General features: G+C 59.8%; 30 protein-coding genes. 26 read left to right on the top strand and 4 right to left on the bottom strand.

Annotated features, from left to right (window positions below):
- The first annotated feature begins 16 nt into the window (after positions 1–16).
- The 3 genes from FOM92_RS09340 to FOM92_RS09330 all read left to right on the top strand — a co-directional run bounded on the left by FOM92_RS09340 (position 17) and on the right by FOM92_RS09330 (position 4,369).
- The gene (locus FOM92_RS09340) at positions 17–2,302 is read left to right on the top strand and encodes a TonB-dependent receptor (RefSeq protein ID WP_170226838.1); all 2,286 of its coding nucleotides are present in this window, start codon (positions 17–19) and stop codon (positions 2,300–2,302) included.
- A gap of 10 nt (positions 2,303–2,312) precedes the next feature.
- Positions 2,313–2,993, top strand: coding sequence for a Fe2+-dependent dioxygenase (locus FOM92_RS09335; RefSeq protein ID WP_143776609.1), 681 nt, complete (start codon positions 2,313–2,315; stop codon positions 2,991–2,993).
- A 254-nt stretch (positions 2,994–3,247) separates the two neighbouring features.
- Positions 3,248–4,369 carry a phage portal protein gene (locus FOM92_RS09330; RefSeq protein WP_143777785.1) on the top strand — a complete coding sequence of 374 codons (1,122 nt, stop codon included), beginning with the start codon at positions 3,248–3,250 and terminating at the stop codon, positions 4,367–4,369.
- On the opposite strand, the gene FOM92_RS15950 is transcribed toward FOM92_RS09330, so the two are convergent.
- Entirely contained in the window at positions 4,366–4,521 is a 156-nt protein-coding gene (locus FOM92_RS15950; protein WP_170226837.1) for a hypothetical protein, read from the bottom strand. The two genes, FOM92_RS09330 and FOM92_RS15950, sit on opposite strands and share 4 nt — an antisense overlap.
- 37 nt (positions 4,522–4,558) lie before the next feature.
- On the opposite strand from FOM92_RS15950, the gene FOM92_RS09325 reads away from it, so the two are divergent.
- Genes FOM92_RS09325 through FOM92_RS09275 form a run of 11 tightly spaced genes read left to right on the top strand, consistent with a single transcriptional unit; the run spans position 4,559 to position 9,424 of the window.
- Entirely contained in the window at positions 4,559–4,816 is a 258-nt protein-coding gene (locus FOM92_RS09325) for a DUF6127 family protein (protein WP_143776608.1), read from the top strand.
- Entirely contained in the window at positions 4,813–5,196 is a 384-nt protein-coding gene (locus FOM92_RS09320; RefSeq protein WP_143776607.1) for an HK97 family phage prohead protease, read from the top strand. The genes FOM92_RS09325 and FOM92_RS09320 overlap by 4 nt, the downstream gene beginning before the upstream one ends.
- 1 nt (position 5,197) lies before the next feature.
- Positions 5,198–6,265 (top strand): phage major capsid protein, encoded by a 1,068-nt coding sequence (locus FOM92_RS09315; RefSeq protein ID WP_143776606.1) that lies wholly within the window; start codon positions 5,198–5,200, stop codon positions 6,263–6,265.
- Positions 6,266–6,316: 51 nt separating this feature from the next.
- Positions 6,317–6,658 carry a hypothetical protein gene (locus FOM92_RS09310; RefSeq protein WP_143776605.1) on the top strand — a complete coding sequence of 114 codons (342 nt, stop codon included), beginning with the start codon at positions 6,317–6,319 and terminating at the stop codon, positions 6,656–6,658.
- Complete coding sequence (locus FOM92_RS09305) at positions 6,655–6,843, top strand: hypothetical protein (RefSeq protein WP_143776604.1); 189 nt, start codon at positions 6,655–6,657, stop codon at positions 6,841–6,843. Before FOM92_RS09310 ends, FOM92_RS09305 begins: the two co-directional genes overlap by 4 nt.
- A gap of 18 nt (positions 6,844–6,861) precedes the next feature.
- Positions 6,862–7,314, top strand: a complete 453-nt coding sequence (locus tag FOM92_RS09300) for a hyaluronate lyase N-terminal domain-containing protein (RefSeq protein WP_143776603.1) — start codon at positions 6,862–6,864, stop codon at positions 7,312–7,314.
- Positions 7,314–7,919, top strand: coding sequence for a hypothetical protein (locus FOM92_RS09295; RefSeq protein ID WP_143776602.1), 606 nt, complete (start codon positions 7,314–7,316; stop codon positions 7,917–7,919). The genes FOM92_RS09300 and FOM92_RS09295 overlap by 1 nt, the downstream gene beginning before the upstream one ends.
- A gap of 22 nt (positions 7,920–7,941) precedes the next feature.
- Positions 7,942–8,481 (top strand): head-tail connector protein, encoded by a 540-nt coding sequence (locus FOM92_RS09290; protein WP_143776601.1) that lies wholly within the window; start codon positions 7,942–7,944, stop codon positions 8,479–8,481.
- A 13-nt stretch (positions 8,482–8,494) separates the two neighbouring features.
- Positions 8,495–8,818, top strand: coding sequence for a phage head completion protein (locus FOM92_RS09285; protein WP_170226836.1), 324 nt, complete (start codon positions 8,495–8,497; stop codon positions 8,816–8,818).
- 13 nt (positions 8,819–8,831) lie between these two features.
- Positions 8,832–9,026 carry a hypothetical protein gene (locus FOM92_RS09280; RefSeq protein WP_143776599.1) on the top strand — a complete coding sequence of 65 codons (195 nt, stop codon included), beginning with the start codon at positions 8,832–8,834 and terminating at the stop codon, positions 9,024–9,026.
- Complete coding sequence (locus FOM92_RS09275; RefSeq protein WP_143776598.1) at positions 9,023–9,424, top strand: DUF3168 domain-containing protein; 402 nt, start codon at positions 9,023–9,025, stop codon at positions 9,422–9,424. Before FOM92_RS09280 ends, FOM92_RS09275 begins: the two co-directional genes overlap by 4 nt.
- Here FOM92_RS09275 and FOM92_RS09270 read toward each other — a convergent pair.
- Positions 9,421–9,876, bottom strand: coding sequence for a hypothetical protein (locus FOM92_RS09270; protein WP_143776597.1), 456 nt, complete (start codon positions 9,874–9,876; stop codon positions 9,421–9,423). The two genes, FOM92_RS09275 and FOM92_RS09270, sit on opposite strands and share 4 nt — an antisense overlap.
- A gap of 46 nt (positions 9,877–9,922) precedes the next feature.
- Between FOM92_RS09270 and FOM92_RS09265 the strand changes: the two genes are divergently transcribed.
- From FOM92_RS09265 to FOM92_RS09220, 10 genes are all read left to right on the top strand, one after another.
- The gene (locus FOM92_RS09265) at positions 9,923–10,330 is read left to right on the top strand and encodes a phage tail tube protein (protein WP_143776596.1); all 408 of its coding nucleotides are present in this window, start codon (positions 9,923–9,925) and stop codon (positions 10,328–10,330) included.
- Positions 10,327–10,641, top strand: a complete 315-nt coding sequence (locus FOM92_RS09260; protein ID WP_143776595.1) for a GTA-gp10 family protein — start codon at positions 10,327–10,329, stop codon at positions 10,639–10,641. Before FOM92_RS09265 ends, FOM92_RS09260 begins: the two co-directional genes overlap by 4 nt.
- Positions 10,638–10,829 (top strand): phage tail assembly chaperone, encoded by a 192-nt coding sequence (locus tag FOM92_RS09255; protein ID WP_143776594.1) that lies wholly within the window; start codon positions 10,638–10,640, stop codon positions 10,827–10,829. Before FOM92_RS09260 ends, FOM92_RS09255 begins: the two co-directional genes overlap by 4 nt.
- Entirely contained in the window at positions 10,822–11,400 is a 579-nt protein-coding gene (locus tag FOM92_RS09250) for a tail tape measure protein (RefSeq protein ID WP_143776593.1), read from the top strand. The genes FOM92_RS09255 and FOM92_RS09250 overlap by 8 nt, the downstream gene beginning before the upstream one ends.
- A gap of 3 nt (positions 11,401–11,403) precedes the next feature.
- Positions 11,404–13,728 (top strand): DUF2460 domain-containing protein, encoded by a 2,325-nt coding sequence (locus tag FOM92_RS09245; RefSeq protein ID WP_143776592.1) that lies wholly within the window; start codon positions 11,404–11,406, stop codon positions 13,726–13,728.
- The gene (locus FOM92_RS09240) at positions 13,728–14,549 is read left to right on the top strand and encodes a DUF2163 domain-containing protein (protein ID WP_143776591.1); all 822 of its coding nucleotides are present in this window, start codon (positions 13,728–13,730) and stop codon (positions 14,547–14,549) included. Before FOM92_RS09245 ends, FOM92_RS09240 begins: the two co-directional genes overlap by 1 nt.
- The gene (locus tag FOM92_RS09235) at positions 14,539–14,952 is read left to right on the top strand and encodes an NlpC/P60 family protein (RefSeq protein ID WP_246087248.1); all 414 of its coding nucleotides are present in this window, start codon (positions 14,539–14,541) and stop codon (positions 14,950–14,952) included. The genes FOM92_RS09240 and FOM92_RS09235 overlap by 11 nt, the downstream gene beginning before the upstream one ends.
- Before the next feature lies 1 nt (position 14,953).
- Entirely contained in the window at positions 14,954–17,125 is a 2,172-nt protein-coding gene (locus tag FOM92_RS09230) for a phage tail protein (RefSeq protein WP_143776590.1), read from the top strand.
- Positions 17,126–17,155: 30 nt separating this feature from the next.
- The gene (locus tag FOM92_RS09225; RefSeq protein ID WP_246087247.1) at positions 17,156–17,605 is read left to right on the top strand and encodes a DUF2793 domain-containing protein; all 450 of its coding nucleotides are present in this window, start codon (positions 17,156–17,158) and stop codon (positions 17,603–17,605) included.
- Between the two features lie 158 nt (positions 17,606–17,763).
- Complete coding sequence (locus FOM92_RS09220) at positions 17,764–18,888, top strand: OmpA family protein (protein ID WP_143776588.1); 1,125 nt, start codon at positions 17,764–17,766, stop codon at positions 18,886–18,888.
- A 141-nt stretch (positions 18,889–19,029) separates the two neighbouring features.
- Here FOM92_RS09220 and FOM92_RS09215 read toward each other — a convergent pair whose 3' ends face one another.
- Positions 19,030–21,789: a [protein-PII] uridylyltransferase gene (locus tag FOM92_RS09215; RefSeq protein ID WP_143776587.1), complete on the bottom strand. Its 2,760-nt coding sequence runs from the start codon at positions 21,787–21,789 to the stop codon at positions 19,030–19,032.
- 60 nt (positions 21,790–21,849) lie between these two features.
- Positions 21,850–23,553: a class I adenylate-forming enzyme family protein gene (locus FOM92_RS09210; RefSeq protein WP_143776586.1), complete on the bottom strand. Its 1,704-nt coding sequence runs from the start codon at positions 23,551–23,553 to the stop codon at positions 21,850–21,852.
- A gap of 76 nt (positions 23,554–23,629) precedes the next feature.
- Here FOM92_RS09210 and lgt point away from each other — a divergent pair, with 76 nt between their 5' ends.
- Both lgt and FOM92_RS09200 read left to right on the top strand, forming a co-directional pair.
- Complete coding sequence (gene lgt / locus FOM92_RS09205; protein ID WP_143776585.1) at positions 23,630–24,496, top strand: prolipoprotein diacylglyceryl transferase; 867 nt, start codon at positions 23,630–23,632, stop codon at positions 24,494–24,496.
- On the top strand, positions 24,486–25,556 hold the full coding sequence (locus FOM92_RS09200) for a class I SAM-dependent methyltransferase (protein ID WP_246087246.1): 1,071 nt from the start codon (positions 24,486–24,488) through the stop codon (positions 25,554–25,556). The genes lgt and FOM92_RS09200 overlap by 11 nt, the downstream gene beginning before the upstream one ends.
- The last annotated feature ends 455 nt before the right edge of the window (positions 25,557–26,011 follow it).

Genomic DNA, 26,011 nt, shown 5'->3' with positions numbered 1-26,011 from the left:
AGCTAAAGGAATGTTCATGTCTCGTCCCGCCCTCGTTTCGCGTGCCCTTTTGGCAGGTGCGCTCTCGGCTTCTGTTATTGGTCCGGCTCTTGCCGAGGATGATCTGGCGGAATCGGAGGATCGGCGGACGATTGTCGTCACGGGAGAGCGGGATGGCGATGCAAATCCCAACGCAAATCCGAATGCGCCGTATAAGGTCGAAAATTCGGCCAACAGCAAATTTACCGAACCGTTGCGCGATACGCCGAAAAGCATCACGGTGATCCCGAAAGAGGTGATCGAGGATATTGGCGCGACCAGCTTTCGCGAAGTGGTGCGTTCCACTCCCGGCGTGACCTTGGGTACAGGCGAAGGGGGCAATGCCTTTGGCGACCGTATCTTCATCCGCGGGTTTGAGGCGCGCAACGATGTCTATATCGACGGGCTGCGCGACCCCGGCGTATCCAGCCGGGAGATTTTCGGCGTCGAGCAGATCGAAATTGTCAAAGGCCCCTCGGGCAGTTTCGGTGGGCGCGGGACGACCGGCGGGCTGGTCAGCCTCCAGTCAAAGCGGCCACAGATCGGCAATGACTTTGCCGTTGTCGAAGGAACGGTCGGGACCGAAAACCACTATCGCGGCACCATCGATGCCAATGTCATGCTGACCGACAGCCTCGCGCTGCGGGTCAACACGCTCTATCATCAGGCCGACACGCCGGGCCGCGATTATGTGGAAAGCACGAAGAAGGGGACGGCCATTGCGCTGGGATGGAACCCGGTCAATGGCCTGCTCGTCACGGCGGATTATTACCACTTCCGGCTCGACGGTGTGCCGGACTGGGGGCATCCGTTCGACAGCACGACGCAGCAACCCTATAAGGTTGACCGCGATAACTTTTACGGCGTGATCGGGCGCGACTTCCTTTATAATGGTTCCGATATCGGCACCTTTGCGGTGGAATATGATCCGATAGACGCGCTCGCGCTGCGCAGTATCACACGCTATGGGGAGACCTATAACCGCTATCTGGCCGGGCCCGTCGGCGCCGTCTGCCGCTTTACCCGCACCGCCACAGGCGCATGCCCCGCCACAGGAACGCTGCTGCCCGAGGACCAGTTCACCGTCGCGCCCGGTGCGCAACGGCGCTATTCCGACACACGCTATCTGGCGAGCCTTGCCGATGCGACCATTCGCCTGGGCATTGAAGGCTTTTCGCATACGCTGGTCTTCGGCGCGGAATATGCGTTGGAAAAAGTCGATGCCCATCGCCTGCTGACCTCCGCCTTTGTCGAGGATGCGAATGGCAATGTGCTCTCGGTCTCGCCCTTCATCCGCAATTTGCTCAACCCCGATCCGCTGTTGAACGGAACGCTGACATCCTATGTCGATGGCGTCACCGGGCCTACGCAAACGCGGGTGGAATCAACCGGCGTCTATCTGATCGATACCATCAAATTCGGGCCGAAATTCTCGGTCACCCTGGGCGCGCGGTACGACAGTTATGACATCGCCCTGTTCAACCCCGACGCCAGCAACGCGGCGGGATTGCAGCCTGAACGGCTGGCCAACAATGTCAGCTTCCTCAACTGGCAGGCAAGCGGGTTGTACAAACCGGTCGAGGCGGTCAGTCTTTATGCGTCCTACAGCACGTCGTCCAACCCGAGCGGGGAGCAGATTGACGGCAACGGCATCGCCTATGACGGCCTTGCTGCCGTGACCCAAAATCTGGAGCCTGAACGGAACGAAAATCTGGAAGTCGGCGTAAAGGGCGAGCTCTTCAATGGCGAGTTGCTGCTGACAGGTGCGCTGTTCCAGATCACCAAGCAAAATGCCCGTGAGCAGACCTCTCCCGGCGTCTACGAACTGGTGGGCAAGTTGCGGTCGCGCGGGGTCGAGCTTGGTGTTGCGGGTAATCTGGGCGACAAGGTGCATCTGTTCGGCGGCTATACCTATACCGATGCCAAGCTGGTCAATTCGGTAAATGCCGCAAATGAAGGGCGGCCCTTTGCCAATATCCCCAAGTACAGCGCGTCCCTGCTTGCGACCTATGCATTAACCGACCGGGTCGAAATTGGCGGGCAAGTCTATCATCAAAGCAAGATCTATGGCGGCACACAGGTGGCCGGCACCGCCTTTGTACCCGGTTATACGCGCTTCGACGCGGTTGCACGGTGGCAGGTGCGTGAGGGGCTGGAGGCGCGGGTCAATGTCCTCAACCTGACCGACAAGGTCTATTATGATGCCATCTACCGTTCCGGCAGTCCCTTTGCCTATATCGCGCCCGGGCGGTCCGCCACACTGTCACTCACCGCCAGCTTTTGAGGTTCGCGCCATGCTGATCGCGATCCCCGATGTCCTTCCCCCCCATGAAGCTGTGGAGCTGGGCCATGCCCTCTCCACAGCGGATTGGGTGGACGGCAACGCCACCAGCGGGCCCGGTGCCGCTCTTGCCAAACATAACCGGCAATTGCCCGAGGCTGGCGCGGCAGCACGTCAGGCGCGCGTCCTTGTGCAGCGGGCGCTGGCACAAAATGGCCTGTTCCTTTCGGCCGCTTTGCCCCACGCCATCTATCCGCCGCTGTTCAATCGCTATGGTCCGGGCGACGGGTTTGGCGACCATGTGGATAATGCGATCCGTGTCGATCCCGCGACAGGGCAGCAGATGCGGACGGATCTGTCCGCCACCTTGTTCCTGACCGATCCGGACTGTTATGACGGGGGCGATCTGGTCGTACAGGGGGCGTTCGGGCAGGCATCGTACAAATTACCGGCCGGGCATATGCTGCTCTACCCGTCGTCCAGCCTCCATCATGTGACCGGGGTGACGCGGGGGGAACGGATCAGTTGCTTTTTCTGGGTCCAGTCCATGGTCCGCGATACGCAAGCACGCGAAATGCTGTTCGACCTTGACCAGAGTATCCAGCATCTCACCGCCGACCGTGGCGCAGGCGATGCCGAAGTGCTGCGCCTGACGCAGCTTTACCATAATCTCATCCGCCGCTGGGCGCTTTAGCCGCAGGCGCTGCCTTCAAAAAGGCGACCAGCCGGTCGCGCCACACGCGATAGCCTCGGAAAATGGGCCCGATGCCTGGTGATGTTGCTCAAAATAACCATATCGGTAAATTACTATTGACAGCGTAACGCTCTTTAGGTACAAATAGGCATCATCGAAAATTGCGATTCGCACCCGGGAAAGGGCGCTGGGGCCGGCAAATGCGTCCGGCTCTTTGGCGCGTGCCGGGCGATACGCCGCTTCAAGGAATAGGCATGAATATCTTCGGCTGGAAATCAGCCGGGCGCGGGTTGCTGCGTCCGGGGAAAATGCGTGTGCAACAGGACAGGCTGCCGGCGGTGCGAACCGCGGGCGTTTCGTCGCTTGGTGAATGGCCCCGTTCTTACGAGACGCAGGTGCGCGAGCTTTACCTTTCGAACGCAATTGCCCAGCGGGCGGTTGGCCTGGTGACGGACGGGGTCGCATCGGCCCCGTTGCTGCCCTGCGATCCGGTGGCGCTGGACCTGATCCGGACACGGACATGTGGTCAGGCGCTGCTGGAAACGGTGGCAACCCATCTGCTCCTTCACGGAAACGCCTATGTCGAAATTCTGCCGGGCGCGGACGGGCGGCCGGTCGAACTCTATGCGTTACGTCCCGAACGTGTCGCGATAGAGGCGGACAGTCGGGGATGGCCGATGGCCTATATTTATCGGGTGGCCGGGTCGACATCGCGCCTGGCGGTGGAACAGATAATCCATCTTCGTGTCCTGCATCCGCTGGACGATCATTACGGGATGGGCGCCATGGGGGCCGCTGCCGGTGCGATGGCCATCCACAATGCCGCAACGCGCTGGAACAAGGCGCTTCTGGATAATGCAGCGCGCCCCTCAGGCGCGCTGGTCTATGAAGCGGGGGAGGCAGGAACCCTGACCGCCGAACAATATGCCCGGCTCAAGGAAGAATTGATCACAAGCTATCAGGGGGCAGGCAATGCCGGACGGCCCATGCTGCTGGAAGGGGGGTTGAGCTGGCAGGCAATGGCGCTGACCCCTGCGGAAATGGATTTTGCCGGATTGAAAGAGGCCGCGGCGCGCGAAATTGCTCTGGCCTTCGGGGTGCCGCCTGTGTTGCTGGGCCTGCCGGGTGACGCAACCTATGCCAATTATCGGGAGGCGAACCGCGCATTGTGGACACAGGGAATATTGCCCCTGGCAAATAAGCTGCTCGACGCGCTCACACAAGGTCTGCGGCCCTGGTTCGAAGGTCTGAAATTTGAGGTCGATCTCAATACGTTGTCGGCGCTGTCTGAAGATCGCGAGCGGCTATGGACGCAGATTGGAAATGCGGAATTTCTGAACCCTGACGAGAAACGCGAGTTGTTGGGGATTAGCTAACCCGTGTTGCATTTCCAGCGGGCATAATCCCAATCGCCACCCACATTGTTGCAGCTTTGGATGCCCTCATGCTGCAGAAACCAATAGCCGCCGACCACCAGCGCCACGATGCACAAGATTATGAAGATCCACCTGCCCATTTGCGGGAACATAACCCAATCCGTGCCGAAATAAATAGAGGAATCACAGATGGAATATGACAATCTACCGGGCTTGCTGGAGCAAGCCTCCGAAAGTGGTGCGCGTCGTGCGCTGGCAGGGCTGGGGCTGGACGACAGCCACGCTGCCAAGGATATGGGCGAATTGCGGGAACTGCTCTCCGCCTGGCGGGACGCAAAGCGTTCGGCGCGCAAGGCGGCGATAGGCTGGCTGGTCCGGATGGGATTGGCGCTGTTGCTGATCGGGCTGGCGGTCAAGATGGGCCTGCCAAGTCTTGTCCTGCAATGAGGATCGCAGGCTACGCCGCCATTTTCGATGCGCCCGACCGGGGCGGCGATGTGGTGCGAAAGGGCGCGTTCGGGCGGGCTGCGGCAACGGGATTGCCGTTGCTGTGGCAGCATGATGGTTCCCGCCGCATCGGCACGATCGAAAGCCTTTCCGAAGACAGGCGCGGCCTGCGCGTGATTGCGCGGGTCGATGATGACGCAGCCTTAGCCGTGCGCGCCGGTACCGGCCTGTCATTTGGCTATCGCGTCCGCGCCATGCAACGCGGCGTATATCGCGAACTTACCGACCTCGATCTGCTCGAGGTCAGCATTGTTACCCACCCCATGCAGCCGCTCGCGCGGGTGCTGGCGGTTGAGGAATTCCACAACCAAGGAGAATGACATGGATTATGAAGTGAAAGCCGCATCGCTGGATGCGGTGTTTGAAGACGCGTGCGTGGAAGCTGCCGTCACCAGACCGGCGCTTTCCGGAACGCAGGTTGCCGATGCCGGAAAGGCGGCCTTTGTGAACGGCTATCTACGCCGTGGATCGGAGGTGGAGCTGAAAAGCGTCACCGGAACCGTCGCTGCTGATGGTGGCTATGCTGTGCCGCAGGAAATTGACGCGGTGATCGATGCCACCTTGCGTGATATTTCGCCCATTCGCAGTATCGCAAATGTGGTGCGCGTCGGCTCGGCAGGTTACCGCAAGCTGGTGACGCAGAACGGGATTACGTCGGGCTGGGCATCGGAAACGGCGACCCGTCCCGAAACCGCGACCCCTACCTTCCACGAAATTGTGCCAAGCTTTGGAGAGCTATATGCCAATCCGGCGGCGACGCAGGCCATGCTCGACGATGCGGCCTTTGACGTTGAAGGCTGGCTTGCCGCAGAGATTGCGACCGAATTTGCCAAGGCCGAGGGGGCAGCTTTCGTCAATGGTGACGGGATCAACAAGCCCAAGGGGTTTTTGCGCAGCGCGGTTGCCAGCGCAGGCGATGCGACCCGGCCCTTTGGCACGTTGCAATATGTGGCCGCTGGTGCGGCGGGCGGCTTTGCCTCGGCCAACCCCCAGGACCGGCTGATCGAGCTGGTCCACAGCCTTCGTGCCCCCTACCGGCAGGGCGCGAGCTGGGTCATGAATGCATCGACGCTGGCAACGATCCGAAAGTTCAAGACCAGCGACGGGGCCTTCATCTGGCAGCCGGGCTTGTCGGCAGGGCAGCCGGATATGCTTCTCGGTTATCCGGTGGTCGAGGCGGAAGATATGCCTGATATCGCGGCGGGCAGCCTGTCGATTGCCTTCGGCAATTTCCGTGCAGGCTATCTGATTGCGGAACGGTCCGAGACCAGCATCTTGCGCGATCCCTATTCGAACAAGCCCTATGTCCATTTCTACGCGACCAAGAGACTGGGCGGGGCGGTGACCAATTCCGAAGCGATCAAGCTGATGAAATTTGCCGCCAATTAACCGTGACATGCTCCCCGCTGCGTTGCGGTGGGGAGGGTCAGGAGAAGCACCATGACATCCTACATATTCCAACGGGGCGAGACCATCCAGCTTGCCCTGGATGCCGTGGCCGGTGATCCCGCCGCGGTTTCGGCGGTGACGGCGCATATGAAGGCCGTGCCGCCCGGACGTTCGGGGGTCGATGCCACGACCCCTGTTGCCGCGGCCTTTTCCATAGCGCCCCGGGCGGCGCAGGATGCGGTTCCTGCGGGCTGGACTCTTACGATCGATGCAGCGACTTCGGCGGGGCTGGCGGCGGGATCCTATGTCGCCGATGCGCGGCTGCAGGTTGCAGGCGGCGTGGTGATAACCGAGGGCATTGCGCTCACCTTGCGCGAGAGCGTGTCGGCATGACGCTGGTTTTGCAATGGCGCCAGCCCCAACCGCCGGTGATCCTGCGCTGGCGCGGATTTGACGATCGTATCCTTGCCGCGAGGGCTGTGTTGCCGGAAGGGACGGTTTCGATCCCGACGGTCATCGGCCCGCCGGGCCCCGCAGGGCAGCTGCCGGAAACCATCGATTGCGGAACATTCCAGTAAAAATTCAAAGGACAGAATATGCCAAGAATTCAGATGAAGCGCGGCCTCAAGGCCAATTTGCCTACCGCAGCCATGCTTGCGGGCGAAGCGCATTTTACGACCGACCGCGGAACGCTCCATATCGCCACAGGGCCAACGAGCAGACTTCCCGTCGTGCCGCCAATTGATGATTTGACGACGATCGCGGCCGTCGATGGCGCGGCGGATTTGCTCATATTGCACGACGCATCGGCGACCGGGCAGAAAGAGGGCAAGATTACCGTCAACGCGTTCAAGGCGGCGCTGAACATCCCCTCGTCCGACCTCGACGAAAAAGTCGCGGTCGTCGCAGGGGGTGTTTCCGGTTATATTTTTGGCACAAATGGAACCGATGGGGTTATCCGGCTCAACCCGTCGCTGCAGTGGAGCAAGGATACAGGCAACGCCTTTGTGACGCTGGCTGTGGGCGATGTGGACTGCGGGACATTCTGATGCCGCGCCTGATGCACAAACGGGGGACGCGGGCGCAAATTGATGCCGCCTCGCTTGCCCATAACCTCCGCAGCGGGGAGATTTACCTTCTCACCGATGAAGACCGGCTGACGGTCGGAACCGGACCCGACAGCCACCAGCCGCTCGCGCGACAAGGCGAAGGCGGCGATCCATGGACATGGCAAAGATTGCAGGCCGATGTGGTGAACAGCACCACAAATCTCGCACCCGTGACCGGCCTGTCCTTCATCGCCGCACCCGATCGCAGTTATATCGTCGAAGTGTTCGGCGCGTTCCAGTCGGCTGCGGCGACGACGGGCCTTGCGATGGCGCTCGACATTCCGTCGGGAACCGTCATCGGACATATGACAACCGTCACGACCGGGACAACCGTGGGCGTGGTCGAACAAATTGCCGACAACAGCACAACCAACGTAACGCCCGCCACCCGCGTGGCCAATCAGGATACGCCCCTCTTCGCCCGTTTCCATGTTGTGTGCGGTCCGGCAGGCGGGCCCGTGCAGTTGCAATTCCGCAGCGAGGTCGCGGCTTCCGCCATCACCATACGCGGTGGCCTCACTTTGTTGGGCTTTCGGGCCATCTAGTTCACTAACTTAGGAAAACCACATGCTGAGCCTTGATCCGCTCGGCCTCGACAGCGCGATGCTGGACGAGGCGCGAGCCTTTTTGCGTGTCGATGGGCCCGACGAAGATCCGTCGCTGGGCGCGGCACTGCTGGCGGCAATCGCGCACGCCGAACATTTCACGCGGACTGTTCTGATCCGTCGTCCGGCCCGCGAGACTTTATGTGCGCGTTCCGGCTGGCACAGGTTGCACCTGGCACCTGTTGTTTCGGTAACCGGGGTAACGGGCGTAACGCTGGAGGGTGCACGCGTCCCCCTCGATCCCGACGCCTGGCAGAAGGAACCGGGATCGCAGGACGAGGCCTATGTGCGGATCTTGCATGGCGGCACAGCGAACCAGGTCGAATTTGCCTGCATTGCGGGCTTGTCGGAAAGCTGGGCGGAACTGCCGGAATCTCTTCGGCTGGGTCTGCTGCGGCTGACGGCCCATTTCCACAGCCATCGCGACGCCCCGCAAGATGCCGGGCCGCCTGCTGCCGTGCGGGCCTTGCTCATGCCGTGGCGCCGGATGCGGGTGGATTAAGGGAGCTATCGCCATGACAGAATTTGCCGGATCCCTGCGTGAGCGGGTGCTGCTCGAAACGCGTCTGGAAAGCCGTGACGGGCGGGGCGCAGCGAAAGCCAGATATGTCTACGAAGGTGTTGCCTGGGCTGCCTTGTTTCCATTGATGCCGTCCGACCTTGTCCGCGCCGATGCCATTTCGGCCATGCCGCGGTGGCAGGTGACCATGCGCAAGCGGGAGGCTGTGGGCATGCATACCCGTCTGACCTGGCGCGGCCGACACCTCGCCATCCGGTCCATCATCACCGACCCGCGCGAACCGGCGCAAATGGTACTGACCTGCGAAGAGCAGCGCTGAAAGAGAGGAAGCCATGTTGGAAAAACTGGCCAAAGCCGGCGACACTGTTGCCGCCGGTGCGGTAACGTATGCCATCGCAAAATTGTCCGAAACGCCCGTCCCTGGGGGTGTGCATGTGGAGGCGATAGGGGGCGGAGTGCTTCTGTCCGGCCGCCGTTTGCGGCGCCGGATGCTTGATGATCCCCAACTCAGGAATTTTGGAAAATGAACAACGCGCTTGCCGCACTCCAGTCCGCAATCGTCGCGGCGTTGCAGGCCCATCCCGTCCTCTCGGCCGAATTGAGCGGCATATATGATGGCCCGCCCCCACGCGCGGTCTTTCCCTATCTCGCAATCGGCGATGCCCTTGTCACCGACTGGAGCACCAAGACGGCGATCGGAAAGGAGATACGCCTGCCGCTCACATTATGGGACAATGGGGATGACGCGGCGCGCATGTCGGACCTGATGACCCATGTGGAAGCCGCCATCGCTGCCCTGCCGCGCGAGATACCCGGCTGGCATGTGGGCAGCGTTGCCTTTTTACGGTCTATGATCGTGCGCGATGCAGCGGGCCCGTGGGCGGCTCTGGTGGAGCACCGGATCAGGATGCTGGCGGTGCCTTAATTGCCCGCGCCATGCCCTGCACTAAATTGCACTGCGAAATTTTCACTTTTGCATTTGGTGATGGACTGTGAGGAACCCGGCGGAATTGGGGCCTCTTTTACCGTCTTATTGTCCTCAGGTTTTTCGAAGCTCGCATGCAGCTCTTTCGGCTTTTCTTCGGTTGGCAAGAGGCAGGGGCTGGCGACAGCCACAACATAACCGCTTTCTTCCACTATCGTCCGGCCATCACCCGATATCCGGTAGCGCTGTCCGCGCAGTGAGGCCTTCGGGACTGGCGTTGCAAGAATTTCTGAAATCCGTTTGGCCTGCGCCTTCGCAGCGCACGACTCGCCGAAAGGTGGAATGTTCGTCGGTTCAGTGGGGCAGACGACGATTTCGGGGCCTTCGTTCTGGGGGCTCGCCGCCGTTGTCGAGGCATCGGCAGCACCGAGTAACATCATCAAAAACAACATGAATCGTCTCTCCCACGGTTCAATATTTATGAAGGGAACTATATCCATGCCAGCCGAAAAGGGAAGCACCTTCCTGTTGAAGGTCGGAGACGGCGCAACGCCGCCGGTTTTCACCACAGTCGCCGGATTGCGGACCACGCAATTGTCGATCAACGGCGACGCCGTCGTGATCACGCATAAGGGGTCCGGTGCCTGGCGTGAATTGCTGTCGGGGGCCGGAGTCCGTTCGGTATCTGTATCCGGTGCAGGTGTGTTTACCGGTTCCGCGTCGGAAAACAGGATCAAGACCAATGCCCTGTCGGGCCTGCTCGACGATTATGAGCTCAGCTTTGAAAGTGGCGAACGGCTGCAGGGCAAATTCCTTGTGGCGCGCCTTGATTATGCGGGCGATTTCAATGGGGAGCGCACTTATACTCTGGCGCTGGAAAGCTCCGGCCCGGTGGTGTCGCTATGATCGCGCCCGCGATTGAAGCGCGCGGTGAAACGGTCGTGCGCACCGAAAATGCTGCATTCATGCTGCGCCCGACATTTGCAGCACTCGCCGCTGCCGAAGAGGAGTTGGGATCGCTCTTCTCTCTGGCGGAGCGCGCGGCGGGCGGTCAACTGAAGCTGACCGAGATGGTGGCGCTGTTCTGGCATTGCCTTCATGACGTCACGCCCGACATTTCGCGGAATGACTTCGCAGAGGCGATTGCGGCCGCGGGCCTCGCGGCGGCGACACCTGCGCTCAAAAGCATATTGGCGCAAATTTTGGGCGCGCGATGACCTTCACCGAACATGCAGCGCGGCTGGGCGGCCATTGCGCCTGGATTTTGGGGTGGCGCCCTGCTGATTTCTGGAACGCAACGCCCCGCGAATTGTCGGGCATTCTGGACGTGGCGACCTCCACATGCACGGCCCCGCCCGTCTCCGCCGAATTGCAGAAACTGATGGAGCTTTTCCCCGATGGATGAGGAAATTGAACGGCTGGTGGTCGCGGTCCGTGCGGATACGCGTGCTTTTGCCAGCGATATTGCGACAATGCGGGCGGAACTCGACGGGCCGTTCGCCAGCGGACTGGAGCGCGCCGGTTCCGCGCTCGAGCGGGGACTTACAGGTGCGATCCAACGCGGCAAGTTCGGCTTTGAAGATCTGCGCCGCGTGGCCCTGTCCGCTCTGTCCGAAATCGCCGCAGCGGCGCTCCGCTCTGGCCTCGATAGCATTAGTGGCGGCGGGCAGGGCGGTGCCGGCGGTTTGCTGGGCGGCTTGGGTGCCTTGCTCGGCAATGTGCTGGGCGCGCCGGGACGGGCGACGGGTGGCCCTGTCTCGCCCGGCCGCGCCTATCGCGTGGGTGAACGAGGGCCGGAACTGTTCGTACCGACAACGAGCGGAAGGATTGAAACAGGTGGCGTGGGCGCACCTGCGCCATCGGTCCGGCTGACAATCCATGTGTCCGACCATGGTCGCGGCAGCGCACCGGACGCCTTGCAACGGTCCAGCCGCCATGTCGCCCGCGCCCTGCGACAGGTTCTGACACAGGAGTAAGCCATGCCTTTCTGGCTATGTGAAAAGCGGCGGCGGCAGCGGACCAGTCCGATGATGCGGTTCGACCCCCGTTTCTGGACCGTCAATTTCCCCCGCCCCATGATGGCATCGGTGGTGTCATCGGGTCCCGATTCCTTGCGCGCCGACGCCGTCTTTTACAAAGGCGACGATCTCGCAGGCCTCATCTGGGAAAGCGAGGACCAGTGGGACCATCCCTTGCTCGCTTATGAAACGAACCGCGATTACCGGCGGCTGACGCTCCGTTTCCGTTGGCGGTCCCACGGGCTGATGCCGCTTGATGCGGTCAATGGTCCCACGCTGACGCTTTCGGGCCGCGATGCAGAAGGAAACCTTCGAAGCTGGTATGTCCGCTTGTGGAACTATGCCGTCGGTACGCCCGAAGATGCCGAAATCACCCTGAAATTCAGCGAACTCGATGGCGGCTTTCTGCTGCCGGCTGAGGCTGATCCCGTTTATGCGGGGGATATTGACAGGATGTTCCTGTCGCTGGTCCCGCCCGCTTATACCGGTGTGGCAGCAGATCTGGAGACCCCTGCCGAGGGTTGGGTCGAATTGAGTGGCATAAGTTGCGACGGTGCGGGCGTCATGCTCCAGACGGGCGAAGTCCTGTTGCCCGAGCACCGGTTCAAAATGGCAACCGGCTATGACGATGGCTACAACCAGACACCCGAACGCCTGCTCCGCCAGATTCACGCGCTGGGTTATCGCGAGGTGATCAACCATTATGTCGGGATGAGCCATTATTTCCGGCTCGAGCCCTTGGACGGTGCCTATTATGTCAGCCTTGAAGGAGGCGTTCTGAATACGCCTTGCGCCGCCTGGCATCGTGATTTTGCCGCGCGGGCAAAGGAGATGGGATATGAGCTGATCTTCTCGCTCAGTTATGAATTGCTGGATTCCCATTGCTGGAATGATTGGAAGCAGCGGGCCGAAAATGGCGACCCGGCACTGACCGGCTGGGTGCCGCCTTCTACCCTGCTTTCGCCCGCGCATGCCGGCGCGATGGGGTATCTGCAAAGCGTTGCACGTGCCTTTGTCGCCATCCAGACCGGAGCGGGTTTGCCGGTGAAGTTCCAGATTGGCGAGCCGTGGTGGTGGATCATGCCCGATGGCCGGATCTGCCTCTATGATGATGCTGCCCAGTCTGCTTTTGGCGACCAGCTGGTTTCGATTTCGCAGATGGCGGGCACAAAAACAGATGCCCAAAAGGCGATGCTGGACCGTGCCGGAGAGTTGCTGGCCAATTCGACCGAAGCAATGTGCGCCGCTGTCAAAGATGCTGCGGGACAAGGGGGTGCCGAGACCCATTTGCTTGTCTATCTGCCCACCGTAATGGATCCTGCGGCGCCGGAGGCAATGCGCGCAAATGTCCCGCTCGCATGGGCGGCGCCCGCCTTTGATGTGCTGCAGTTGGAAGATTATGACTGGGTCACAAAAGGTGACCATGGCTCTACCGGTAGAGCCGTCGCACTTATGTCGGCACGGCTGGGCTACGCCCCTGATCAGCAGCATTACTTTGCAGGTTTCGTGCTCGCCCCGCAGGACAGGCTGCAATGGCGATCCATTGCCGAAGCGGCGGAGCGCGCCTTGGCGAGGGATGCAGCACAATGCTTCATCTGGGCGCTGCCCCAGGTGGCGCGCGATGGATTCACCCTATTTGAAACGGCGCAGGAGGCAGACGGGATGCAGTCCTTTGACGATGTAATATTTCCCTTGGAAATCGGGCGGGAGGCAATGGCAACGGCCGAATTCTCCACAAATATCGTGACGACATTGTCCGGGCATGAACAGCGCAACAGCAGCTGGTCCGACGCCCGGCTCAGTTACGATGTCGGTCCCGGTGTCCGTTCGGAGGAGGAACTGTCCCGCCTGCTTGCCTTTTTCCGCGCACGCCGTGGCCCGGCTATCGGGTTCCGTTTTGAAGATCCTTTTGATTTCAGCTCGCACGGCATGACGGATGAACCCGCAATGTCGGACCAGTTTCTTGGGCTCGGCGATGGGGTGAGAACGGTCTTTCCGTTGGTAAAACATTATGGGGACGCGGCGCAGATCCGCCGGATCACACGGCCGCGGACCGGCAGCATTCGGGTTGCCCTGGAAGGGGAGCGCACGGACGACTGGGCGCTGGTGGATTTTGGCAGCATCGAATTTGCAACCGCTCCCCCCGTAGGAGCACGGGTGACTGCGGGCTTTTACTTCGATGTGCCGGTGCGTTTCGGGGAAGACCGGCTTGAGGTCAGCCGTGCGACCTTTGGTGCAGGCGACATTCCTTCGGTCCCCCTGATCGAATTGAAAGAGGTGCCCTGATGGAAAATGCTGTGCAGCACAGCGTTACAACGCTGGCCTATGGGTGGCGTCTGGAGCGGAGCGATGGCGTTACATTGGGATTTACATCGCATGATAAGGATATCTGGCACCAGGATTTGCTTTTGCGGGCAAGCCCGGGATTGAAGCCCACGACCATCGTCGAAAATCTGGGACTGGATGGTGACGGGCTGGATGTGCACGGCGCGCTTACGTCGGATGCGATTACGGCCGACGATCTGGCTGCGGGACGATGGGATGGTGCCTATCTTGAAATCTTCCTGTTCGACTGGATGGAACCCGAAACGGAACCGCAATTGCTCGCCTCTGGCGAGCTGGGCTCGGTCTCCTTTTCAGGGAGTGCCTTCGGGGCCGAATTTTTGGGATCAAAGCAGGTCTTCGAACGATCGGTAGCGCCCTATACCTCGCCATCCTGCCGCGCACATTTTTGCGATGCGGCCTGCGGCTTGAACCCTGCGCGATTTCGCCACCCACTGCGCCTGAAACAGGCGGAAGGTTCGCGATGGCATCTGGACGACATGCCGCACTTTGAGCGCAATGCATTTGCCTATGGGACATTGCGGATCATGGACGGACCCCAATGTGGGCAATGCTTCGACCTGTTGGGCAGCGATGAAAGCTGCGTGACATTGGCCTCTCCACCGCGCAAAACTCCATCGCCTGGAACCCGCATGCTGCTGTTTGAGGGATGCGACAAGCAACTGGCAACCTGCGCCATGCGGTTCGGAAATGCCCTGAACTTCCGGGGCGAACCCTTTTTGCCGGGCAATGATGTGTTGACCCGATTTCCCGGTGCCAGTTGATGCGCGCGCGACGGTGGCAAGCCGTGCGCTTGATCTTGTCGGTGTCCCTTTCAAGCTGGGCGGAAGATGCCCGCGTGCAGGGCTGGATTGTGTCGGCGTTGTGGCTGTGGCTCTGGCAGAGCATATTCCGGACTATCGGATTCCCGATGGCTATACCCTCCGCGGTCAATATCTGGAACGCATTACAGCCTTTTTTGATTGCCCTGTTTTCCGCCGTTTAGCGCAGGAGAATCCGGCACCGGGTGACATTTTGCTGTGCCAGCCCGCCGCATGGCAATTCCATCTGGCAATCGTGACCGGGCATGGCCTGGTCCACGCGCATGCCGGTCTGCGGCGTGTTGTACTGAACCCTGTATCTCTGCCCTGGCCTGTCATCGGCCGCTGGCGTCTTGTGGGAGATTGAAATGGCAACGCTTGTTCTTACAGCGGTCGGCTCTGCGATTGGCGGCCCCCTGGGCGGTGCGATTGGCGCGGCCTTGGGGCGTCAGGCGGACAATATATTGTTCGCGCCCAAAGCGCGGCAGGGACCGCGCCTTAAAGAACTGGAGGTGCAGACATCCAGCTATGGCACCCAGATTCCTGGGGTTTTCGGTGTGATGCGCGTCGCTGGCACGGTCATATGGGCAACCGATCTGGTGGAGCGGCGGACGAAAAGCGGCGGCGGAAAGGGACGGCCTTCGACGGTAAATTACAGCTATTCGGTCAGCATGGCGGTCGCGCTGTCCTGCCGCCCGGTTGCGCGGATCGGCCGGATTTGGGCCGACGGAAATCTGCTGCGCGGCGCTGCGGGCGACCTGAAGGTCGATACGCAGTTGCGTTTATATACCGGACATGATGACCAGCCGCTCGATCCGCTCATGGCATCGGCAGAAGGTGCAGGCCATTGCCCCGCCTATCGCGGGATCGCCTATGCGATGTTCGAGGATCTTCAGCTTGCCGAATATGGCAACCGAATCCCGTCGCTGACGTTCGAACTGTTCGAACGTGAAGATGCCGTCCCCGTCACCGAAATTTTCGAGCACGCCTCGGGCGGCGCTGTGGGGGGAACAGCCACGCAAACGCTGCGCGGTTTTGCATTGGCCGGTGCATCCGCCCGGGAACCTCTTGTGCATCTCGCTGACATTTTGTCGCTGGACTGCGTTCGTCAGGACCGGGACCTGCATATTCGCGACCGGCAGGCTGCGGTTGCGGTGCGGACGGATATCGTGCCGGCGCTGTCCGAAAACAGCGCAGAGTTTGAATTGCCGCAACAGACAATCGAACCAATAGGTCGCATCCCGCAAGCCATGACGTTGCGCTATTATGATCCAGAGCGTGATTTTCAGATCAGCCTACAACGGGGTGTCCGGGGGGTGTCTTCACGGGGTGAAGAGGTGATCGAGTTTCCTGCCGTTCTGGATGCGACCGAAGCTAAGCGGATTGTTGAGCAGCGTTTATGCCATATGCAAAGCGGGCGATTTGCTTGGTCGGGCGATGTGGCATCGGGCGGGATACGAGTTTCGCCCGGCGACAGCTTTGCCGATGCGGCTGGGCAAGTCTGGCACATTGACGAGGTCGAGCGCCGCTTTGGAACCGCGCGCATAACGGCGCATGCAGAGCCGGGGGCATCCAGCCCGACGGAACCTTTCGCAATCCCGGGCCGTCATGTCGCGACGCCCGATGTTCGAACCGGGCAAACACGCCTGGCCGCGATCGAATTGCCATCGCTCGGACTGAATGATCCCGGACGACCACTTGTGGCCCTGTTTGCGAGCGGTACCGACACTGGCTGGCGGCGCGCGGCGCTGTCCTTGAATATGGCAGGAAACCAGATTGAGCTGGGCATTACGGCGCAGCCGGCGATCATGGGCACAACGCTCGACCCGCTCACGCCGCATCCGGTGCATTTGATCGATGCGCGGTCCGGATTTTCGGTGCGGATGCTCAACAGCAATATGGACATCGCCAACCGCACAGGTTCACCCCTTGATCCCGACGCCCCGCTTGTCTGGCTGGGGGGCGAATTTATCCGCTATGGCAATTGCGTGGATCTGGGGGGCGGTATGTACCGCTTTTCCAATCTTTTGCGGGGATGCCACGGGCAAGATGAACCTGTGCCACCGCATCCCGCGGGATCGATTTTCCTTCTGGTCGAACCGGAAACCGCCCGGATCATCGACGAGCGCCTTTTTGCATCGGGCGACGTAGTAAAGGCCGAGGCATTAGGCCTGGGTGACAGTCATCCTGTTACATCGTCCGTCGAAGTTCGCGCACTGGCAACGACACCGTTGGCCCCGGTTCATGGCACTTTTGCGCGCACCCCGGACGGGGGAGTATCGGCGCGCTGGATCAGGCGATCGCGCATCGACAATGGCTGGAAAGACGGTGTCGATCAGATCATTGCCGAAGATACAGAACGCTATCGGGTGCGCCTGTTTGCAGATGCCGCGCTTGTCGGCGAGTGGGAAATGGCTGTCCCCACCTTTGCTTTGAATGCCGGTGAATTGCCTGTTCCCGCGTCATCCGGATTGACGGTCGAAATTGTCCAGATCGGCCGCTTTGCGGAGTCCCGGCCTCTGCAATTAGGGCCCGTCTGAACCATTTAATTCGCATAAGGAGAATAGATTATGCCATCCTTGCAAACCGCACGTTTTGACCTGCCATTGCTGGTCACAAGCCAGACGCAAAAGGAAGTGACGCATAATGAGGCGCTGGTTCGCATTGATGCTTTACTGCATGCGGTTGCCGCAGATCGCATTGCGGCAGTTCCTGACCTCGACGACGATGCAACTGGCAAATGCTGGCTGATTGACGACGGGGCCACGGGCGAGTGGTCGGGAAAGTCCGGGCAGCTCGCCATCTGGGTTGGTTCCGACTGGCGCTTTGCCCGTCCGGCGGAGGGAATGCGGGTTCGCCTGAATGCAACGGGAACGGATCTTGTGCACGTCGATGGAAACTGGATTGCGGCACCTGCGATCCCGGACCCCGCCGGCGGTTCAACCGTCGATGCAGAAGCGCGTCAGGCGATTAAGCGGCTGTTGGACCATTTCAGGTCGTTAGGGCATGTTACCCGTTGAACTATCGCGTAAAAAGTGGCTGTCGAAAATGGGCTTTTTTCGTCAAATAGCGACATTTCGGCAACAGTATAACGACATAGTTGCTTGCATCGATGGAACAGAATCGATAGACCTGCGTTCTCGAATTTCCGTTCCTAAGATAGAAAAGGGGAAAGTTGATGCGTAAGTTAGCCATAGGTTTGGCGCTCGCTTCTACTGCTCTGGCATCACCGGCTTTGGCCCGCGACGACCAGTGGTATGTCGGAGTTGATGGCGGTGCCATGATTGTTGAAGATATGCAGTTGGACATCGCTGGCGTTAATGACGCAGCGTCGCTCGACAATGACACCGGTTATGATTTTGGTGGTGTTGTAGGTTACGACTTCGGTGGTTTCCGTTTGGAATCAGAAGTATCGTATCGTGAAGCAGACGTACAGACCTTCGCAAGCGCGACCCGTCAGATCACTGGCGGTGCTTCGACCGGACTCGCACCTGGCGGCAATTATGACGTTGGCGGTGATGCAAACGCACTGAGCTTCATGGTCAATGGTCTTCTGGACTTTGGTGATGATGACGGCATCCAGGGCTTCGTCGGCGGTGGCGTCGGTGTTGCTCGCGTTGATCTCCAGACCGTATTGGGCGCGCCTTCGTGGCTCGACGATTCGGACACCGGTTTCGCATGGCAGGCTCTTGCCGGCGTTCGTGCACCGATCAGCGACAACTGGGATGTTGGCCTGAAATATCGTTTCTTCAACGCTGATAATGTCAATGTTGTAGATCGTCTGGGCCGTTCGGTGGACACACGTTTCCGCTCGCACAGCATCATGGGCAGCCTGATTTATAACTTCGGTGGCGCACCGGAGCCTGTGGAAGTGGCACCGCCGCCTCCGCCTCCGCCTTATGTTGCACCCCCGCCACCCCCGCCACCCCCGCCGCCGCCACCTGCGCCGGTTTGCAACTCGGGGCCATATATCGTGTTCTTCGATTGGGATAAGTCGAACCTGCGTCCTGACGCAGCTTCGGTTCTGGACAACGCCGTTGCCCAGTACGCCAATTGCGGCAATGCGAAGGTCATGCTGGCTGGACACGCAGACAAGTCGGGTACGGCAACGTACAACGTCGGTCTGTCGCAGCGTCGTAACTCGACCGTCCGTGCATATCTTGAGTCCAAGGGTGTTGCCGGTGGCGCGATTTCGTCCGAAGCATTCGGTGAAACCGCACCTCTGGTACAGACCGCTGATGGTGAGCGTGAACCGCAAAACCGTCGCGTGGAAGTCACCTACGGTCCGGGTTCGGGCATGTAATCTTCGGATTACCGAACAAGACAAGAAGAAGGGCTGGTCGAAAGACCGGCCCTTTTTTTTACGTTAAAGGCTGTGGTTCGGAACGCGTACGTAGCTGCACCACATCATGCCCACGCATGATTTTGTCCACCTGCAGTGCGATTATGCGGCAGCTTTGCCTTTGGTCAGATGGTTGCCAGCCGCAGCATCAATCAGCCGCGCTTCGAGCGACTTCAGTCGGGACCGGCTTTCAATTTTTCCGCCAAATAGGTCCGTCACGTAAAATGTGTCGACCGCCCGTTCGCCATAGGTCGCAATATGCGCGCTGTGCAAAGTGACCTTGGATTCAAACAGCGCTTGCGCCAAATTATTCAACAGCGCCGGACGGTCGAGCGCGTTGACTTCGACCACCGTAAAGCGGTTCGATGCCGTGTTCTCGATGAAAACGGATGGTGCAATCTTGAAGGCATCTGCACGGCGCAAGGCTTTCGGCTTTGCATCGAGCTGCGCCATCAACTTTGCGCGATTGGTCAAGGCATCCTGGATCGTGCGTGACAACCGGTTCAGTTGACCTTGCTCGCGGAATGGCCGGCCAAGCGGATCCTGGATCAGGAAGTTGTCGACCGCCATGCCGTCGCTGCTTGTATGGATTCGTGCATCGATAATATTGCCACCCGCCAAATGGATGGCGCCAGCGATACGGTAGAAAAGTCCAGGATGGTCCGCTGCATAAACGGTTACCAGTGTCGCACCACGCTCCGGATAATAGCAGGCATCGATGGCAAGATCGGCGTCCTTGTTGGCGAGCAAATGCTTTGCATTGCGTGCGATGATGTCGGATGGTTCGGCAATCCAGTACGCATCGGGCAAGCGCTTTGCCAGCTTGGCAAACTCGGCGGCGGGCAGATTGAGTATCTTTTCCAACTGCTCTTTCTTAGCGGCAATGCGCTCTTCACGACCGCGCTGCTTGTGGCCAAGGCGCAGCACTTCCTCGGTTGCCTCATACAGATCCGACAATAGCTGCCGTTTCCAGCTGTTCCAGACGCCCGGACCTACGGCGCGGATATCAACCACGGTCAGGACCAGCAACAGCCGCAAACGTTCGGGCGACTGAACGGCCTGGGCGAAATCCAGGATCGTTTTGAAATCGGCCAAATCCCGTTTGAAAGCGGTCGCCGACATCAGCAAGTGGTAGCGCACCAGCCATGCCACTGTTTCTGTCTCTGCAGGGTTAAGCCCCAGCCTCGGGCATAGATTTTCGGCAACCTCAGCCCCCAAAACACTATGGTCTCCGCCACGGCCTTTGGCGATGTCGTGCAGCAATGTCGCCACAAATAACACACGGCGACTGACAATCTGCCGCATGATCGCGGTCGACAGCGGATGATCTGCCTTTAGTTCACCCGATTCAATCTCCGCCAATAGGCCTATAGCGCGTATTGAATGTTCGTCGACCGTATAGTGATGGTACATGTCGAACTGCATCTGTGCGACCACGCGCCGGAAATCGGGAATGAAGCGTCCGAAAACCGTCGATTCATTCATCCAGCGCAACACTGTTTCGGGATCACGCGGCGAACATAAGACATCCAGAAACAGCGCATTGGCCCGCGCATTGCGTTGCACATTTCTGTCGATCAGCCGGGCGTCGCGCTGGGCCGCGCGCATGGCGAGGGGATGGATTTCCAGGCCGTGCAGATCGGCAAGCTGGAATATCTCCAGAAGCCGGACCGGGTCTTCTTCAAAAAAATTGTCATGCGGCAGGGCCAGGCGGCCGCGGTCCAGTTGGAAGCCATTGAGTTTACGGGGCTTGCGCGTGAAGGTCGGCAGAAAACGCCGCCCCTTCTTCGCCATGGCTTCGTCGAGATGCGCGAGGAACAGGCCGGTCACATCGCCCACTGTTTTCGCGTTCAGGAAATAATATTGCATGAACCGCTCGACAGTCGAACGTCCGGGGCGGTCGGCGAAGTTCATCCGTTCGGCGACTTCCCGCTGCAGGTCAAAGGTCAGGCGGTCTTCGGCGCGATTGGTGATAGCGTGCATATGGCAGCGCACCGCCCAAAGGAAATTCTCTGCCTTGCGAAACCGCCGATATTCGTCCGCGGTCAGCAGACCGACGCTGACGAGGTCGGATGCGGATGACACCTGGTGGATATATTTCCCGATCCAGTAAAGGGTATGCAGATCGCGCAAGCCCCCTTTGCCGTCCTTGACATTGGGCTCCACAACATAGCGGCTGTCGCCCATACGCTTGTGCCGCTCGTCGCGCTCGATCATTTTTAGCCGGACAAATTCCGACGCCGTCTTGCCAACGACTTCGTTCCAGAAACGGCGGCTGGCCTGCTCATAAATCTCGCGGTCGCCCCAGACGAAGCGGCTTTCGAGCAATGCGGTGCGGATGGTCAGATCCTCTTGCGCCATCTTGACTGTCTCGTCGAGCGAACGGCTTGATTGCCCGACCTTCAGCCCTAAATCCCAGAGAAGATAGAGTATCGCCTCGACGACCTGTTCGGTCCATGAGCTGCGTTTGAACGGGGTTACAAAGGCGATGTCGACATCGCTGTGCGGCGCCATTTCCCCGCGCCCATAGCCGCCGACCGCCAGCACCGCGATCCGTTCGGATGATGAGCGGTTGGCCGCGGGATAGACATGGACCGTGACATAATCGTAGATCAGCCGGACAATCTGGTCGATCAAAAAGGCCTGCTCTGTCGCCGCGCGATATCCCTGCGACGGATGCAATTGCAACCGGCGGTCGATTTCGCCCCGGCCATGCGCCAGTGCCGTCTGCAACTGTTCCAGCACGCGTGCGCGCTGGGTCAGCGTTTCGCGTTCGGACGCAATTTCGTCGAGCGTTTCCGCCAGCGATTTCCGGTCGATGATATCGCGCTGCTTAACTATATGATCCGCTGTCGAAGCCATAGGGTCTCCTATACCCCTATTTCTCCCGGGTCGAACCAAAATGCGCGCAGAGGGACGATATCAGGCTGTCGTGCCGACCTTTGCATTATATTCGCGGCGCAGGGTAACGCGGTCGATCTTCTGCGTGCCGAGACGCGGAAGCGGCTCGGGCGCTTGCCAATAATGCACCGGAATTTTGAACGGCGCCAGACGCGGGGCGAGAAATGCTTTCAAATCCTCTTCCGGCAGCGGCACGCCATCCTTGGTGTAATAGACAATGCCCGGCACTTCGCCATATTTGTCATCGGCAATCCCGAATACCGAAAGCTCGACGATCGAGTCATGCTCATAGGCCGCGGCCTCGACTTCGGGGCAGCTGATATTTTCGCCGCCACGGATGATGATGTCCTTCTTGCGGTCGACGATGTAGAGATAGCCGTCCTCATCCAGATAGCCGATGTCGCCGGTGCGGAAGAAGCCGTCATCGGTAAAGGCGTCACGGGTTGCCTGTTCATTGTCCCAATAGCCGTTGAAGTTGGCAATGGTCCGGATGCAGACTTCGCCCCGTTCGCCCTGCGGCATCGGATTGCCGTCATCATCCAGCATCTGCACCTCGACCAGAGGCTTGGTCGCCGGACCCGTGCTGGTGGGCTTGAGCAGATAGTTTTCGGTGAAGTTGCCGCAGCCAACGCCATTGGTTTCGGTGAGACCATAGCCGAGCAGCGGGTAACCCCAGCTCATTTCCTTGCGGATTTTCTTCACATGGTCGACCGGGCGCGGCGCGCCGCCGGCGGCAAAGGCTGTGCAGCTCGTTAGGTCATATTTGTGGCGGTTCGGGTGGGTGGCAAGCTCGATGCTCATCAGCGGCACGCCGACAAAATAGCTGATCCGTTCCTTCTCGATGATGCGCATGGCCTCTTCGGCATCCCATTTGGGCATCAGCACCAGCTTGCGGCCAATGGCGAAGCTTTGCAGCACCAGCGGGACCGACGCGGTGACGTGGAACAGCGGCACGTTGACGAGGGCCGACGGTTGCGATGGCATGCTCTGCCCGGTCGCGCTCAGCAATTCGAAGAAGACGAGCGTCTGGCCGACATAGCTCATCGCGCCCTGCACAACGGCGCGATGGTCCGAATAGGCACCCTTGGACTGGCCCGTCGAACCCGAGGTGTACAGGATCGTTGCATTGTCCAGCGGGTCGATCGCCGGCAACGGGGTTTCAGCGCCGCCACCTTGCGAGGTCAGCACCGACAGACCGTCGAGCGGCGCGCAGTCGTGGCTGAAAATCAGAAGCTGGCAATCGCCGATATCCTGCCCTTCGAGGCGCGCGGCGCGCTGGGCATCAGCAAGCACATAGCGGCAGCCGACCATGCGGATGCCTTCGGAAAGTTCGCCGCCCTGCCACCAGCCGTTCAGCAGTGTCGCGACGCCACCTGCCATGATGATGGCCATATAGGCGACGATCCAGTTGGCCGAGTTGCGGGCCGCGATGCCGACGCGGTCGCCCTTTTGCAACTGGCGGCCTTCGACCAGTCCCCCTGCCAGTGCGCGGGCCGCGGCATAGGTTTCGGCAAAGGTCAGGCGGCAATTGCCGTCGACCAGAAATTCCTTTTCGGCATGGGTTGCACAGAAGAAGGCGAAATAGTCCGACAGATTGGCCGGGGCCTTCGCCAGCATCGGCATCTGCACGCCATATTTTTCAACATGAGTAACAGTCAGCGGACCATCATTCTCCATCAGGCGCGTGATCGTCGCGTTGATTGCAAGGTCCAATTCGGTCGGCATTATGATTCTCTCCTAAACTCTTTGTGCACCTTCTATTTCGCTCTATAGGAATGTCAAAATTTACTGAGGATTTCCCGTGCCGTTTGAAATTATTGCAACTGCTGCCGATTATATCCAGTTTGAAAATCTGGGCGTGGGTCCCGTTGCACTGGATTTGGGCTTTTTCCAGATCCGCTGGTATTCGCTGGGCTATCTTGCTGGAATCCTTCTGGGTTACTGGCTTCTTCTCAAGCTGCTTGCCAGGCCCGGTGCGCCCATGTCGCGCGAACATGCCGATGATATGATCCTCTACGCAACGCTGGGCATCATCGTCGGCGGCCGCCTCGGCTATATTTTCTTCTACCAGCCCTCCATCCTTCAGAATCCCGTCGATATCTTCAAATTATGGGAAGGGGGCATGTCGCTGCATGGCGGCACGCTGGGGACAATTATCGCCATCTGGCTGCTGGCGCGCAAACACAAGCTCTCTTTCCTGCGGGTGTGCGACTATATTGCCTGCGTCATCCCCTTCGGCCTGTTCCTCGTGCGCCTTGCCAATTTCGTGAATGACGAGCTGTGGGGCCGGGTGACCGATGTTCCTTGGGCGATTGTCTTTCCCAATGGCGGCCCCGAACCGCGCCATCCCAGCCAGCTGTACGAAGCCGCGCTGGAAGGATTGCTGATGGCGGCGATCATGTGGCCGCTCTTTTTCAAGACCGACGCGCGGTACAAGCCCGGCTTTCTGTTCGGAACCGCCGCGCTGATCTACGGTCTGTCACGTTTTGCGGTCGAATTTGTCCGCGAACCCGACCAGCAACTGCAATGGCTGGTGCAGGCAAGCGGGCTCAGCATGGGGCAGTGGCTGACCATACCGATGATCCTGATCGGCCTGTTCCTGATCGCGACCGCCTCCGGCCGGCGCAAACGGGTAGAGCCTGTTTCGGGCAGCAGCAGTGTCGCCTGACACCGGGCAGCTGGCGCTTCGCCTGGCGAAGCAGATTGAGGGTTCCGGCCCGATCAGCGTCGCCGAATATATGCGCGCGTCGAACGGCGAATATTATGGCGCGGGCGATCCGTTCGGGGTGGAGGGCGATTTCATAACCGCCCCGGAAATCAGCCAGATGTTCGGCGAGCTGATCGGCATGTGGCTGACCGACCTTTACCTGCGCCAGAACAGCCCGGGCAACTGCCATTATGTCGAGCTTGGCCCGGGCCGCGGCACCCTGGCCGCAGACGCCTTGCGTGCCATGTCGAAATTCGAATTTGCGCCGCCTGTCCATTTTGTTGAAACCAGCGAAGCGTTGCGCGCGCAGCAGTTGCAGAATGTCCCCCTCGCTACGTTCCACGAACGGGTTGAAAGCCTGCCCACCGATGGCCCGTTGCTGGTGGTCGCGAATGAATTTTTCGATGCGCTTCCCATCCGGCAGCTTATCCTGACCCATGCCGGCTGGCGCGAGCGGGTGGTTGTGCGCGACCGGGGCACGAAATTTGCGGCCATGCCCGGCTCTTACCCGATGGACGGCTCGGTCCCCGCCGCATTCCAGAATTCCCCTGTCGGCAGCATATTCGAATCCTCGCCCGATGCCGCGGCGATCATGTACGAACTGTCCAACCGTATCGCGACGCAGGGCGGCGCTATATTGGTCATCGACTATGGCTATACCCAGCCCGGCCTCGGCAGCACCTTGCAGGCGGTAAAGGCCCATGATTATGCCGATCCGTTCCTCGACCCCGGTACTTGCGACCTGACCGCACATGTGAATTTCTTCGAACTCGCCAACCTTGCGCGGATGCGAAATCTGGTCGTGGCCGGTCCGACCACACAAGGTGTATTCCTGTCCGCGCTCGGCATCGGCCAACGCGCTCTTGCACTTGCCGAAGCGTCGCCCGACAGACGCGAAGACATCTTCACCGCCCGCGACCGCCTGATCAAAACGGGCGAAATGGGAACCCTCTTCAAAGTCCTCGCCGCACACGCCCCAGACTGGCCCGCCCCGGAAGGTTTCGGCGGTCCTTTGGCTTAGCCGTTTTTGGTGTGTGGTTCGCACGAAGACACTAAGGCACGAAGAAGGTTGGTAGCGGACTGTCGGCAGTAATGATCAAGTAGCGGTTAAATAAATTTGGCTTACAAAAACTGGACATTATCACACGCGTTGAATGCATTCGTGGCTTTGCTGCTTGGAAAACAGCAACCGTTGCCTGCTTGGAGGATACTGGGCCGATATGTGCATCAAAATTGGGATTGGGGCATTCACTAGTAATAATGAGCAATGGATTGTTGGGTGCCGCGAGATAGACGTCGACATTGTTGACAATGTATTTGAGGTCAGATGTCGACAACGTCACTTTACGGGCATGCGCTGGCGCACATATCAGTGCAGGCGTTGAAACGAGCATTCCAGCATATATTGCACATTTTCGATACAATGATGCTTCACCCCGCTCGATTGCACCCCAGTTGATTCAATAACGCGACTGT

The organism is Sphingorhabdus contaminans, assembly GCF_007280415.1.
GTDB lineage: Bacteria > Pseudomonadota > Alphaproteobacteria > Sphingomonadales > Sphingomonadaceae > Sphingorhabdus_B > Sphingorhabdus_B contaminans.
The sequence above is the reverse complement of the archived record's forward strand: the minus strand, read 5'-3'. Positions and strand labels throughout refer to the sequence as shown.